This window comes from Kitasatospora sp. NPDC059146 (assembly GCF_042786665.1).
GTDB lineage: Bacteria > Actinomycetota > Actinomycetes > Streptomycetales > Streptomycetaceae > Kitasatospora.
In genome coordinates this window covers 28,920-41,781 of record NZ_JBHZCY010000019.1, presented here as the reverse complement: position 1 = coordinate 41,781, position 12,862 = coordinate 28,920, and the positions used below count along the sequence as shown (strand labels likewise).

At 74.0% G+C, this 12,862-nt stretch carries 11 protein-coding genes; 7 read left to right on the top strand and 4 right to left on the bottom strand.

The annotated features are described in order from the left end of the window. Positions 1-6: 6 nt before the first annotated feature. Positions 7-1,314 (bottom strand): hypothetical protein, encoded by a 1,308-nt coding sequence (locus ACFXPX_RS11440; RefSeq protein WP_375883014.1) that lies wholly within the window; start codon positions 1,312-1,314, stop codon positions 7-9. Positions 1,315-1,759: 445 nt separating this feature from the next. Here ACFXPX_RS11440 and ACFXPX_RS11435 point away from each other — a divergent pair, with 445 nt between their 5' ends. From ACFXPX_RS11435 to ACFXPX_RS11425, 3 genes are read left to right on the top strand one after another with little or no spacing between them, the layout of a single operon-like run. Next, the gene (locus ACFXPX_RS11435; protein ID WP_380522510.1) at positions 1,760-2,401 is read left to right on the top strand and encodes a class F sortase; all 642 of its coding nucleotides are present in this window, start codon (positions 1,760-1,762) and stop codon (positions 2,399-2,401) included. Continuing rightward, the gene (locus ACFXPX_RS11430; protein WP_375883019.1) at positions 2,398-3,723 is read left to right on the top strand and encodes an alpha/beta hydrolase-fold protein; all 1,326 of its coding nucleotides are present in this window, start codon (positions 2,398-2,400) and stop codon (positions 3,721-3,723) included. The genes ACFXPX_RS11435 and ACFXPX_RS11430 overlap by 4 nt, the downstream gene beginning before the upstream one ends. Further along, entirely contained in the window at positions 3,690-6,290 is a 2,601-nt protein-coding gene (locus ACFXPX_RS11425) for a rhomboid family intramembrane serine protease (RefSeq protein WP_380640785.1), read from the top strand. Before ACFXPX_RS11430 ends, ACFXPX_RS11425 begins: the two co-directional genes overlap by 34 nt. Before the next feature lie 97 nt (positions 6,291-6,387). On the opposite strand, the gene ACFXPX_RS11420 is transcribed toward ACFXPX_RS11425, so the two are convergent. Next, positions 6,388-6,816: an SsgA family sporulation/cell division regulator gene (locus tag ACFXPX_RS11420; RefSeq protein WP_375883023.1), complete on the bottom strand. Its 429-nt coding sequence runs from the start codon at positions 6,814-6,816 to the stop codon at positions 6,388-6,390. A gap of 310 nt (positions 6,817-7,126) precedes the next feature. Here ACFXPX_RS11420 and ACFXPX_RS11415 point away from each other — a divergent pair, with 310 nt between their 5' ends. From ACFXPX_RS11415 to ACFXPX_RS11405, 3 genes are all read left to right on the top strand, one after another. Beyond that, entirely contained in the window at positions 7,127-8,959 is a 1,833-nt protein-coding gene (locus tag ACFXPX_RS11415; protein ID WP_375883453.1) for a DEAD/DEAH box helicase, read from the top strand. 372 nt (positions 8,960-9,331) lie between these two features. Continuing rightward, positions 9,332-9,982 (top strand): helix-turn-helix domain-containing protein, encoded by a 651-nt coding sequence (locus ACFXPX_RS11410; protein ID WP_350564128.1) that lies wholly within the window; start codon positions 9,332-9,334, stop codon positions 9,980-9,982. Between the two features lie 69 nt (positions 9,983-10,051). After that, positions 10,052-10,858 carry a S16 family serine protease gene (locus ACFXPX_RS11405; protein ID WP_380640783.1) on the top strand — a complete coding sequence of 269 codons (807 nt, stop codon included), beginning with the start codon at positions 10,052-10,054 and terminating at the stop codon, positions 10,856-10,858. Between the two features lie 11 nt (positions 10,859-10,869). On the opposite strand, the gene ACFXPX_RS11400 is transcribed toward ACFXPX_RS11405, so the two are convergent. Continuing rightward, entirely contained in the window at positions 10,870-11,454 is a 585-nt protein-coding gene (locus ACFXPX_RS11400; RefSeq protein ID WP_380640781.1) for an Lrp/AsnC family transcriptional regulator, read from the bottom strand. Positions 11,455-11,646: 192 nt separating this feature from the next. Between ACFXPX_RS11400 and ACFXPX_RS11395 the strand changes: the two genes are divergently transcribed. Continuing rightward, positions 11,647-12,189, top strand: coding sequence for a VOC family protein (locus ACFXPX_RS11395; protein WP_380640779.1), 543 nt, complete (start codon positions 11,647-11,649; stop codon positions 12,187-12,189). A 67-nt stretch (positions 12,190-12,256) separates the two neighbouring features. On the opposite strand, the gene ACFXPX_RS11390 is transcribed toward ACFXPX_RS11395, so the two are convergent. Beyond that, positions 12,257-12,796: a hypothetical protein gene (locus tag ACFXPX_RS11390; RefSeq protein WP_380589483.1), complete on the bottom strand. Its 540-nt coding sequence runs from the start codon at positions 12,794-12,796 to the stop codon at positions 12,257-12,259. Positions 12,797-12,862: the final 66 nt, after the last annotated feature.

The following is a 12,862-nucleotide window of genomic DNA, read 5'->3' as shown; positions in this document are numbered from 1 at the left end:
CCGGGGTCAGGACGCGGCGGCGGTGGGGGAGGGGGAGGCGGCCGGCGGCGCGGCCGGGGTGCCGAGGAAGGCCTCCCAGCCGCCGGCCGGGGACTGGCCCGGGCCGAGGCCCTGGAGCTTGCGCAGCACCGCCGGGTCCTGGGCGTCCAGCCAGTCGACCAGTTGGCGGAAGGAGACCAGCCGCACCTCGGGCTTGCCCGCGATCGACTTGAGCACGTCCTCGACGGCGTTCATGTAGATGCCGCCGTTCCACTCCTCGAAGTGGTTGCCGATGATGTACGGCGCACGGTTGCTGTTGTAGGTGCGGTCGAAGCCCATCAGGTACGAGTCCCGGGCCTGGGCCTGGAAGCCCGGGTAGAGCGCCGGGTCGGCCTTGGTGTTGGGGCCGCACTGGTTGAACATGATGTTGTAGTCCATCGACAGCACCTGGAAGGTGTGCCCGGGGAAGGGGATGGACTGCAGCGGGAGGTCCCAGAGCGCGCCGCCCTGGATCTTCTGCGGCCAGACCTGGGTGCCGTTGCCGCTGCTGTCGTAGCGCCAGCCGCGCTTGACGGCGGTGGGCAGCAGGTTGCGCTGGCCCTCCAGGCAGGGGGTGCGGCTGCCGATCAGCTCCTTGCGGTAGTCGAAGGGCAGGGCCGGCAGGTCGGTGAAGCCGGTGTTGGTGCGCCAGCTCGTCACGAACTCCATCGCCTGCTGGATCTCGCTCTCCCACTCCTCCGGGGACCACGCGCTGACGCCGGTGGGGCCGCAGAAGTGGCCGTTGAAGTGGGTGCCGATCTCGTGGCCCTCCAGCCAGGCGGCGTGCACGTTCTCCAGGGTGTCGTGGATGTGCTGGTCGCTCAGGTAGCCGATCTCGGAGGCGCCGACCTTGTGCTGCGGCGGGCGGTACAGGTCCTTCTTGGACTCCGGCAGCAGGTAGAGCCCGCTGAGGAAGAAGGTCATCGAGGCGTTGTGCTCCTGGGCCAGCCGGCGGAAGCGCGCGAACAGCCCGTTGTCGAGCTCGCCGGCGCCGTCCCAGGAGAAGACCACGAACTGCGGGGGCCGCTGGCCGGGCTGGAGCCGGTCCGGGACGGGCTGGTGGGGCTGGGGGCCGGTGTCCGAGGTGGAACCGTCGCCGAGCAGGACGGCCTGCGGCTTCTGCGGGACCGCGGCGGGGGTGGCGCTCTGCCCCTCGGACGCCGGGGTGGCCGGGGCCGCGCCGCCGGCCGCGTGCTCCCCGCCCCCGCCGGCCCGGTCGCTGCCGCAGCCCGCTGCCAGGGTGGCGGCGCCGGCCGCTCCGGCGGCCAGCAGGGTTCGGCGGGAGAGCGCGTCCATGGTCACTCCGTTCGTGAGGTGTTCGACGGGCGGGCGGAGTCCGGCAGGCGCGCGCGGGGTGCGTTCGGGGTGCGTGCGGCGCGCGGAGGTCCGGTCGGCCCGGAGGGGGTGGAGCCCGTGACCGGGTCAGGATGGCATGTGGGCCGGAACGGTCGTAGAGGCGCAGCGAACGGTCGTGATCGATCGCCCGATTGACGCAACCGAAACGGCGGGCCGAAACGTCGAAGGTGTTCGTACGGGTGGGAGCGCCGCCCCCGGACGCGGAAGCGGAACGTCACGTACCGTGGCCGCCCACCCACTCCGTGCAGGTCCGGAGCCGTCATCCCTGCCGATCGGCGGGTGCGGATACGACCGTCGTGGGGACGTGCCTTAGGGTCCGATCCGATTGAATGAGTTCCCAGCAAACTCTCAGGAATGGGATCCGGGCCGGCAGAAGGGAGCACCCGTGGGCGTCCAGCAGAGCACGAGCCCCTGGCCGGGCACCCTGGCGGCCGGCGCCGCCCTGGTGCTCGGGGCCTGGCTGCTGCACGGGGGCGGCGCGCCCGTGCTGCCGCCGCTGCCGAGCGGACAGGCGCTGTCGGGCTTCGCCCCGGTCTCCGTCGTCCCCCCGCTCGGCCCGTCCGCCCCGACCCGGATCCGCATCCCGGCCGTCCGCCTGGACGCCCCCGTCACCGAGCTGGGACTGGACCCCGACGGCCACCTCCAGGCCCCGCCCGCGGCCGACCGCAACCTCGCGGGCTGGTACCGCGGCGGCGCCACCCCCGGCCAGCGCGGCACCGCCATCCTGGCGGGCCACGTCGACAACAAGGCCGGACCGGCCGTCTTCTACCACCTGGGAGCACTCCACCGGGGCGACCGGATCGAGATCGCCCGCGCCGACGGCGCCACCGCCGTCTACCAGCTGTACGCCATCGAAGTGCACGACCGAAAGGACTTCCCGGACGACCGGGTCTACCGCCAGGCCGCCGACGCTCAGCTGCGGGTGATCACCTGCGGCGGCGCGTACAGCGAGGAACACGGCTACGAGGGAAACGTCGTCGCCTACGGATTCCTGGCCGACACCACACCGCCGGGCAAAGCCGCATGACCACGCTCACCCTCGCCACCCGCTGGAACCCGATCGACTGGCCGCTCACCCACGGCCCCATCCCGCAAGCCGTCCTGCTGGCCGGCTGGGCGGCGCTGTTCGCGCTCGCCGTCGGCCGCGGCCGCAGCTGGTGGCGGGTCCGGCTGCCCGCCGCGCTGATCACCGCGGCGGCGCTCAGCCTGCTGCTGGAGGTCGTCGTCGACGGCTGGTGGCACCCCTTCCCGGAGGGCACCCCCCGGTACGTCACCTGGTGGATAGCCGTCGCCCTGCTGGGCTTCTGCCTGGCGGGGTACCGGATGCGCCGGCTGTCCTGGCCGCGCCGGGGCCTGGCGCTCGGCCTCAGCGGGCTGGTCCTGCTGATGGCCGCCTCCGAGGTGAACACCGGCTTCGGCCAGTTCCCCAACGGGCGGGTGATGCTGGCGCCGTGGCTGACCAGGACCGAGGGCCTGGTCGCCGCCAAGGTGGCGCAGACCGTCTCCGCCCAGCCGGAGCAGGTGCTGGACGAGGTCTGGCAGCCCCCGGCGAACCTGCCCGACAAGGGCACCGTCTCGGTGGTCCCGATCCCGGGCCTCAGGTCCGGCTTCAAGGCCCGGGACGCGTACGTCTACCTCCCGCCCGCCTACCAGGCCACCCCGCGGCCGCTGCTGCCCGTGGTCGTGATGCTCCCCGGCCAGCCCGGGCAGCCCGGGGACTGGGTGCTCTCCGGGCAGATCAACGCGGCGATGGACGCGTTCGCGGCCGAGCACCACGGCCTGGCGCCGATCGTCGTGATGCCCGACCAGCTCGGCTCGACCTGGGCCAACACGCTCTGCCTGGACTCGAAGATCGCCAAGGTGCAGACCTACCTCGCGGTGGACGTCCCCCGGTGGGTCCACCAGAACCTGCAGACCGCCACCGGCCCGAAGGCCTGGGCGATCGGCGGCGCCTCGATGGGCGGCACCTGCGCCCTCCAGCTCGGGGTCAACGCGCCCGACGTGTACGGCACCGTGCTCGACATGTCCGGGCAGGAGGAGCCCACCCTGGGCACCCGCGAGGAGACCGTCAAGGCGGCCTTCGGCGGCGACGGGAAGAAGTTCGAGGCGGTCGATCCCGCCCACGTGATGGCCCGCCGGAAGTTCCCGGACACCAGCGTCGCGCTGGTCGTCGGCGAACACGACGGGGAGTTCAGACCGCAGATGGAGAAGGTCTACCAGCTCGCTCAGGAGGCCGGTATGAAGGCGAAGTTCGAACTCATGCCGGGAGGTCACGGCTGGGTCGTCTTCCGCCCGGGCATCGTCCGGCAGATCCCGTGGCTGGCCCAGCAGACCGGGCTGACCCGGTGATCGGGACGGCGGCGCGCGTCGCCAAGGGGCGGGAGCGCGCGGAGGGGCGGGACGCGGAGGCCGCGCAACCGCAGGACGCCCACCTGGCCCCGGTCACCCCGACGCGGGAGGTCGGGCCGCAGCGGATCCGCCGGGCCGTCCGGATGCTCGGCGACCGGCTGCGCTCGGCGCCGCTGACCCTGGCGCTGCTGGCCGGGTTCTGGGCCCTCGGCGCGGCGACCGGCAGTCTGTCCGGCGGTCCGTCCGGGCGGCTGCTCGCCCGGGTCGGCGTCGGCCTGCCCACCCTCGGCGAGGGCCGCTGGTGGACGCCGGTCAGCTCGCTGTCCTTCTCCACGGGCATCGGCTCGTACGTCTTCACCAGCCTGCTGCTGCTCCTGGTCGGCCCGGCCGCCGAGCGCCGGTTCGGCCGGCTGCGCACCCTCGCGCTGCTGGTCGGCGGGCAGGTGGCCGGCACCCTGCTGGGCACCGGGCTGGTCGCGTTCGGCTCCTCGGCGGGGGAGCAGTGGACCGCCTCGGTGGCCGACCAGACCTCGGTCGGGCCCGCCGTCGGCCTGTTCGCCCTGGCCGGGGTGCTCGGCTACCGGCTCACCGTGCTCTGGCGCCGCCGGCTGCACCTGCTGGTGCTGCTCGTCCCGCTGGTCATGACCCTGTACGTGGGGCACCTGCAGAGCGTCCAGCGCTGCGCCGGCGCGCTGTTCGGCCTCGGCCTGGGCGCCCTGCTCAGCCGCGGCCGGCCGTACCTGCGCACCCACCGCTCCTCGCACGGCGAGACCCGGGTGCTGGTCGCGCTCTGCCTGGTCGCCGCCGCCTGCGGGCCGCTGATCGCCTCGCTGTACGACAACGCCAGCGGTCCGTTCAACACCTTCTCCGAGCTGTACCTCTCGCACCGGCTCAGCCCCGAGGAGGTGGCCGACTTCTGCGCCGCCTCGGCGCACGACTGCGCCCGGGCGCACGCCGTCGAGCGGATATTCGACACCCCCGCCCGGCTGATGGCCGCGCTCTTCCCGGCCCTGCTGCTGGTGCTCGCCGAGGGGCTGCGCCGGGGCCTGCGGTTCGCCTGGCGGATCAGCGTCGTCACCGAGGTGCTCTGGGCCGCGCTGCTGGCCTGGCTGTACTTCGAGGCCGGGCCGGTCAGCGGGGACGCGGTGCAGTACTTCGTCGAGGCGATGCTGCTGCCGCTGCTGACCACCGTGCTGCTGCTGGCCACCCGGCAGCGGTTCCGGCTGCGGCTGACCGGCCGGGCGGTGCGCCGGCTGGCCGTCGTGGTCGGCGGGGCCGCGCTGGTCGCCGCGGCCACCTACGTGGGCGTCGGGCGACTGGTGGCCGGGCAGTTCGAGCCGGGCGCGGGCGTGCGCGGACTGGTGAACGGGCTGCCCGCCCAGTTCCTGCCGCCCGCCTACAACGACCTGCTGCCGGACTACCCGATAGCCGTCGGCCCGATGGCGCTGTTCCTGGAGACGTACTGCGGGCCGGCGTTCTGGGTCGTCGCGCTGCTCGCGCTGCTGTCGGCGTTCCGCCGTCCGGTGCTGCGCACCGACACGGCCGCCGCCGCCCGGGCCCGGGCGCTGCTCGCCGAGCACGGCGGCGGGACGCTGTCCTTCATCACCACCTGGGAGGGCAACCACTACTGGTTCGACGAGCAGGGCCGCGCGGCCGTCGCCTACCGGGTGGTCGGCACCGTGGCGCTGACCACCGGCGACCCGTTCGGCGCCCCGGAGGCGCGGGCCCGGGCGGTGGCCGGATTCGCCCGCTACTGCGACGCCCGCGGCTGGACGCCGTGCTTCTACAGCGTCTGCGCCGAGACCAGGGCGGCGGCCGCGCAGCTGGGCTGGCGCTCGGTGCAGGTCGCCGAGGACACCGTGGTGCCGCTGCCCGAACTGGCCTTCACCGGCCGCAAGTGGCAGGACATCCGCACCGCCCTGAACAAGGCCGGGAAGCAGGGCATCACCGCGGAGTGGTGGACCTACCAGGAGGCGCCGCTCGCGCTGCGCGACCAGATCCGGGCCATCTCCGAGGAGTGGGTCTCCGAGAAGGGCCTGCCCGAGATGGGCTTCACGCTCGGCGGGCTGGAGGAGCTGGACGACCCGGACGTGCGGGTGCTGATCGCGGTGGACCAGGACCGGGTGGTGCACGGGCTCACCAGCTGGATGCCGGTGCACGAGGACGGCGTGCCGGTCGGCTGGACGCTCGACTTCATGCGGCGGCGCTCGGACGGCTTCCGCGGCGTGAACGAGTTCCTGATCGCCTCGGCCGCGCTCGGCTTCAAGGGCGAGGGCGCCCGCTTCCTCTCGCTGTCGGGGGCACCGCTGGCCCGCGCCCGGCAGGACGAGGAGCCCGCCGGCCTGCAGCGGATGCTGGACTGGATGGGCCGGGTGCTGGAGCCGGTGTACGGGTTCCGCTCGCTGCTGGCGTTCAAGGCGAAGTTCCAGCCGGAGTACCGGCCGATGTACATGGCGTACCCCGACCCGGCCGCGCTGCCCGGCATCACCAGGGCGATCGGCAAGGCCTATCTGCCGCACCTCACGGCGGCGCAGGGGGTCCGGCTGATGCGCAAGCTGTCCGGCTGAACCGGCTGAACCGGCTGAACCGGCTGAACCGGCCGGACCGGTGCTCGGGCGTGCGGCGGCCCCGGCCCCGGCCCCGGGCCCGGGAGCCGCGCCCACGTCAGCCGAGCAGCTGGGCGAGGGCGCGGTCGGCGTCCAGGTGCAGGTGCTCCTCGCCCTCCGGGACGAGCAGGCGGCTGCGCCACAGGAACCGGCGCAGGTCCCCGGTGTCGAACCGGAGCAGCGCGGTGCCCTCCGGTGCCCGCAGCTCGACCATGGTGTGCCGGGCGGGGGCCGGGCGGACGTGGACGTCGCCGACGCCGGCCGGCAGCTCCAGGCCGGCCGAGAGCAGCTGCCGGGCGAACACCCAGACGATGTCCTCGCCGGCCCGCTCGTCCGCGGGCCCGTCCAGCGAGAACTCGGCCGGGAAGGCCATCCGGACCGCGTACGGGTCCTCCGGCAGGTACGACAGGACCACGCGCAGCCGGGCGGAACGCTGGGGGGAGAGGATCAGGCGGGCCTGGACGGTCTCTTCGACGGCGGAGTACAAGGGGTGGGTCCCTTCGTTCGGTGCGGGCCGCCCGACGGCAGGTGGGGTTGGGGCGGCCTCACCCTGGTGAGAGTCCCGGGGACAGTGGGGATTACCCGGTTCCACGGAGGAATCGACGTGACCTGCGTCACAGCGATTTCCGGCCGCCCGGGCCCGGCACGGAGCCCGGCCTGGAGGCCCGAACGGCGCTGGCCCGGTACGCTGGGCGGGTTGTCCGATCGCCGCCCGACCGCGGGACGGGGCCGCCAAACCGCCCCTGACCTGCGATGATCCCCCCTCGGAGACCGTGAGTACTGCCGCCGCCTCCTCGATGCCGCTGTTTTCCGACGCACCGGAGCAGCAGGAGCCCGCCCGGGCCGTCGGCCACGCCGCGCCCGCCGCCTCGCACCACCTCTCCCCGGCCTTCCCCGGTCGTGCCCCCTGGGGCACCGCGGGCAAGCTGCGGGCCTGGCAGCAGGGTGCGCTGGACAAGTACATCGAGACCCAGCCGCGGGACTTCCTCGCGGTCGCCACCCCGGGCGCCGGCAAGACCACCTTCGCCCTCACCCTGGCCTCGTACCTGCTGCACAACCACCTGGTGCAGCAGGTGACCGTCGTCGCCCCGACCGAGCACCTCAAGAAGCAGTGGGCCGAGGCCGCCGCACGGATAGGCATCCGGCTGGACCCGGCGTACTCCTCCGGCCCGCTCTCCCGGGACTACCACGGCATCGTGGTCACCTACGCGGGCGTCGGGGTCAACCCGATGCTGCACCGGAACCGGACCGAGGCCCGCAAGACCCTCGTGATCATGGACGAGATCCACCATGCCGGTGACTCCAAGTCCTGGGGCGAGGCCTGCTTCGAGGCCTTCGAGCCGGCCACCCGCCGGCTGGCGCTGACCGGGACGCCGTTCCGCTCGGACACCAACCCGATCCCCTTCGTGGCCTACGACGCGGGCAGCGACGGCATCCGCAAGTCCATCGCCGACTACACCTACGGCTACGGGCACGCGCTCGCCGACCACGTCGTCCGCCCGGTGATCTTCCTCAGCTACAGCGGCAACATGCGCTGGCGCACCAAGTCCGGCGACGAGCTGGAGGCCCGGCTCGGCGAGCCGATGACCAAGGACCTGATCGCCCAGGCCTGGCGCACCGCGCTCTCCCCGCAGGGCGAGTGGATCCCCTCCGTCCTCCAGGCCGCCGACCGCCGGCTCACCGAGGTCCGCAAGGCGATCCCGGACGCCGGCGGACTGGTGATCGCCACCGACCAGAACGTGGCCCGCGCCTACGCCAAGATGCTGCGCGAGATCAGCGGCGAGAAGGTCACTCTGGTGCTCTCCGACGAGACCGAGGCCTCGAAGCGGATCTCCGACTACGCGGAGGGGACCTCGCGCTGGATGGTCGCCGTCCGCATGGTGTCCGAGGGCGTCGACGTGCCCCGGCTGTGCGTCGGGGTGTACGCCACCTCGATCTCCACCCCGCTGTTCTTCGCCCAGGCCGTCGGCCGCTTCGTGCGCGCCCGCAAGCGCGGCGAGACCGCCTCGGTGTTCCTGCCGACCATCCCGATGCTGCTGGGCTTCGCCAACGAGATGGAGCTCCAGCGCGACCACGTGCTGGACCGGCCGAAGAAGGAGGGCGACGGCCTCTTCGACGAGGAGGACCGGCTGCTCGCCGAGGCCGAGCGGGCCAACGACGGGCCGGACGGCGCGGGCGGCGAGGAGTTCTCCTACGAGGCGCTGGGCTCCGAGGCGGTCTTCGACCGGGTGCTGTACAACGCCATGGAGTTCGGCATGCAGGCCCACCCGGGGAGCGAGGAGGAGGAGGACTACCTCGGCATCCCGGGCCTGCTGGAGCCGGACCAGGTGCAGATGCTGCTGCAGAAGCGCCAGCACCGGCAGATCCAGCGCAGCAAGACCAAGCCTGCCGAGGAGGCCGACCTGCTGGAGCTCCCGGCCGAGCAGCGGCCGGTGGTCACCCACCAGGAGCTGCGCGAGCTGCGCAAGGAGCTGAACGCGCTGGTCGCCGCCTGGCACCACCGCACCAACCAGCCGCACGGCACCGTCCACAACGAGCTGCGCCGCCAGTGCGGCGGGCCGCTGACCGCGCAGGCCACCGCCAACCAGTTGACGGCGCGGATCGCCAAGATCCGGGAGTGGGCGAAGTAACGGTCCGGCAGGCGGATCCGGGCCGCCGCGGCCCGGACCGCCTCCCCCCGGAGTGTCCGGACATCGGACCGGGGTCGAACTGACGCCCTGGTCGGGCCGGTGGATCGGCAGGGTTTGTCCGGAATTCCCGGCGGCGGTGATGCCGATCACGACCGAATTTTGGACAACCACTTCCGCCGCGGGAATTCCTTCACTACCTTTCCCCCACGCTCTTCCGCCGGGCAACCCCCGCGGGACGGGCTCCGCAGGACCGTGCGGTCGTCAAGGACGACGCCGCACGGCCCGAGCGCGGCCACCCCCACCTGCGCGCGGCACCGACCTTCTGGCCCGGCGCCGCACGCCCCGCGAGCGCCGCGGAAAGGACTGCCCGTCGTGACAGCAGAGACCTCCCAGACACTGGATCGCGGCGTCCGCGTCCTCAAGCTCCTCGCCGACTCCGAGCGCGGGCTCACCGTCACCGAGCTGGCCGCCCGCCTCGCCGTCAACCGCACCGTGGTCTACCGGCTCCTCGCCACCCTGGAGCAGCACGGCCTGGTCCGCCGTGACATCGGCGGCCGGGCCCGGGTCGGCCTCGGCGTGCTGCGCCTGGCCCACCGGGTCCACCCGCTGCTGCGCGAGGCCGCACTCCCCGCCCTGCGCAGCCTCGCCGAGGACCTCGGCGCCACCGCCCACCTGACCCTGGTGGACGGCAACGAGGCGCTGGCCGTCGCCGTCGTCGAGCCCAGCTGGACCGACTTCCACGTCGCCTACCGCACCGGCCTGCGCCACCCGCTCGGCGAGAGCGCGGCCGGCCGGGCGATCCTGGAGGCCCGCGGCTTCCCCAGCCAGCGCCGGCCCGAACAGGGATTCGTCATCACCCGTGCGGAGGAGCAGTCCGGGGCCAGCGGGGCCGCCGCCGCGCTGCTCGGGCTGAGCGGCATCGAGGGCAGCGTCGGCGTGGTGATGCTCAACGGGCTGGTGCCCGAACGGGTCGGCCCCCGGGTGGTGGAGGCGGCCACCGAGGTGGCCGACGCCCTGAGGTAGCGCCCGCCGTCCGGCGCGGGGCGAGCGGGCGAACCACGCGGGAGTGTCGGGTGTGTTTGGATTCCCCTTGTGTCCGACACCAAGCTGCCCAAGGCCCTCCCGTCCCCGCGGACCCGCTCGCTCGCGCTCTGCGGGGTCCTGGTCGCCGCGCTGTTCGGCGTGGCGGCCTTCGTCCCGCTGCCGTACACGATCACCTGGCCGGGCCTGACCGCGGACACCCTCGGCAGCTACCAGGACCGGCCGGTGCTCACCATCACCGGGGCGCCGCTGCGCAGCACCGAGGGCGAGCTGCGGATGGTCACCATCTCGGCCACCAACCCGGGGCAGAAGACCACGTTCTGGCGGGGCCTGCGCGCCTGGTTCGACCCGAAGGAGGCCGTCCGGCCGACCGAGACGGTGTACCCGCAGGGCAACCCGGCCAAGGCGGAGCAGGTGACGGCCCAGCAGATGGCCGAGTCCCAGGACAGCGCCACCGCGGCCGCGCTCGGCTACCTCCACCTCTCGCCGGCCCAGGTGAAGGTCAAGGTCGACCTGGGGGACGTGGGCGGCCCCAGCGCCGGACAGATGCTGGCGCTGGGCATCGTCGACAAGCTGGCCGGTGACGGCAAGGGCGGCGACCTCACCGGCGGGCTCAGGATCGCGGGCACCGGCACCATCGACGACGACGGCACCGTCGGCCCGGTCGGCGGCGTCCCGTTGAAGACCCAGGCGGCGGCCCGGGACGGCGCCACGGTGTTCCTGCTGCCCAAGGACGAGTGCACGGACGCCAAGGTGAACACCCCCAGGACGCTGCGGCTGGTGCCGGTGGGCACGCTCGCCGAGTCGGTGCAGGCGCTCGAGGCGTTGAAGAGCGGCGGCAGCGTTCCCAGCTGCTGAGCCGCCCCGTCCTATTCGGCGGCCGCCTGGTCCACCAGCGGCAGGATCCGGTACGGCACCGGGTTCTCCAGCACGATCGCGGTGGAGGAGCGGACGATCCCGTCGAAGCCCAGCACCCGGTCGATCACCCGCTGGAGGTCGGCGTTGGAGCGGGCCACGATCCGCACCAGCATGTCCCCGATCCCGGTGATCGTGTGCAGCTCCAGCACCTCCGGCACCCGCGCCAGGTGCGCCCGCACGTCCGCGCCCTGGCCCTGGGAGATCTCCAGGGTGGCGAAGGCCGTCACCGGGTAGCCGATCGCGGCCGGGTCCACCTCCGGGCCGAACCCGCTGATCACCCCCTTGGCCTGCAGCCGGTCCAGCCGGGCCTGCACGGTGCCCCGGGCGACCTGGAGCCGGCGCGAGCACTCCAGCACGCCGATCCGGGGCTCCTCGGCGAGCAGCCGGATCAGCCGGCCGTCCAGGGCGTCGATGGTGTCGTTGCCGCCGCCGCCGGTGCCGGTGCCGGTACCGGCGGCGGCCGGGGCCGCGGGGGCGCCCTGGGGGGCGGACGGGTCGGGGGAGCCCGGGGCGCTCGGGGAGTGGGCGGGGGGCATCGCGGCTCGGTCCTCCGGTGGGCATTCTGTACAGCGGTGCCGCCGATTCTCCCGCTCCGGGGCGCAGCTTGACCAGGAGGAAACGGAACAGTTGCGCGTCGGTCGGCCCGGCGCCACCCTCCAGCCACGATCCCGTGCTCCGGGCCCCACCCCGGGCGCCGGGTGGTCCGTACGCCTACCGGGAGGGCCGTCATGACCGACACCGCCGCCGAATCCGTCCTGCTCGCCGCGGGCCCGGCCGGGGGACCGGAGGACCCGGGGCCGCTGCCGCCCGGCCGCGCCGACGCGCTGGTGTTCGTGGTCGGCGACGCCGAGCGGGCGGCCCGCCGCTACCTGGCGGCGCTCGGGCTGCGCTGTACGGCGTACGCCGGGCCGGGGACCGGTGACCCGGAGGCGGTCTCCTACGTGCTGGCCGGGCCCGGGACGCGGATCGTGCTCACCTCGCCGGTGCAGGTGATCGGCCCGCGCGGCCGTGAGCTGGCGGCGCACCTGGAGCGCTACGGGGACGGGGTGCTGGACCTCGCGGTCGGCGTGCCGGACGTCCCCTACGCGTACGACTACGCGGTGGACCGGGGCGCGCTGTCGCTGGCCGAACCGTACGGGGTGCGGGACCGGTACGGCTCGGTGGTGCTGGCCACCATCGCGGTGCCGGGCGGCTCCCGGCACACCCTGGTCGACCGGTCGGGTTACGCGGGGCCGTACCTGCCGGGGTACGAGGCCTTCGCGGGGTGGTGACGGGGGTGTCCGCGCTGGTGGTGACCGGTACGGCGGGTGCGGTGCCGGGGTCGCGGGCGGCGGCGGGTCAGCGGACCGCTGTCTCCACGACCGGCGGGTGGCCGTTCCAGTAGACGAAGACCGAGTTGGCCTGGTTGTCCTTGGTGAAGTCCACCCGCATCCACTGGTCGCCGTTCCAGACCTGCATCTGCCAGCCCGGGTCCGGGGTGGCGGAGACCAGCGAGGCCCGGTCGGCGCGGATGTCCAGGGCGACCCGGCCGCCGGGGACGGGGTAGCTCTTCACCGTCGACGTCGGGGTGGTGGCGGCGGGCACGGGCTTCCTGGTCGGCGGGGCGGCCGCGGTGGTGACCGGGGCGTGCGCGGCGGTGGCGGCCGCGCTGGTGGCCGGGGAGGACGGCGGGGAGGGTGCGTCGCCGGTCGGCGTCCGGCCGGGGGTGGCGCTCGCTCCGTACGGGGTGCTCCCGACCTTGGGGGAGGGCAGCGGCAGCGCGGTGGGCCGCTCGAACGCGGCTCCGCTGAGCACGGCGTGCACGCCGAGCCAGGACAGCGCCACCGCCGCCCCGGTGGCCGCCGCCCAGGCGCAGAGCTGTACCAGTCCGTTCCGCATCGTCCGCACATCCTGCCGCATTTCCGGGCAGGTCGTGACGGGTACCCCCGGTGTTCGGCAGGGGAG

Coding starts and splice junctions, on each gene's coding strand:
- ACFXPX_RS11440 (WP_375883014.1), bottom strand. CDS start 1,314: ATGGACGCGCTCTCCCGCCGAACCCTGCTGGCCGCCGGAGCGGCCGGC.
- ACFXPX_RS11430 (WP_375883019.1), top strand. CDS start 2,398: ATGACCACGCTCACCCTCGCCACCCGCTGGAACCCGATCGACTGGCCG.
- ACFXPX_RS11415 (WP_375883453.1), top strand. CDS start 7,127: ATGCCGCTGTTTTCCGACGCACCGGAGCAGCAGGAGCCCGCCCGGGCC.
- ACFXPX_RS11400 (WP_380640781.1), bottom strand. CDS start 11,454: ATGCCCCCCGCCCACTCCCCGAGCGCCCCGGGCTCCCCCGACCCGTCC.
- ACFXPX_RS11395 (WP_380640779.1), top strand. CDS start 11,647: ATGACCGACACCGCCGCCGAATCCGTCCTGCTCGCCGCGGGCCCGGCC.
- ACFXPX_RS11390 (WP_380589483.1), bottom strand. CDS start 12,796: ATGCGGAACGGACTGGTACAGCTCTGCGCCTGGGCGGCGGCCACCGGG.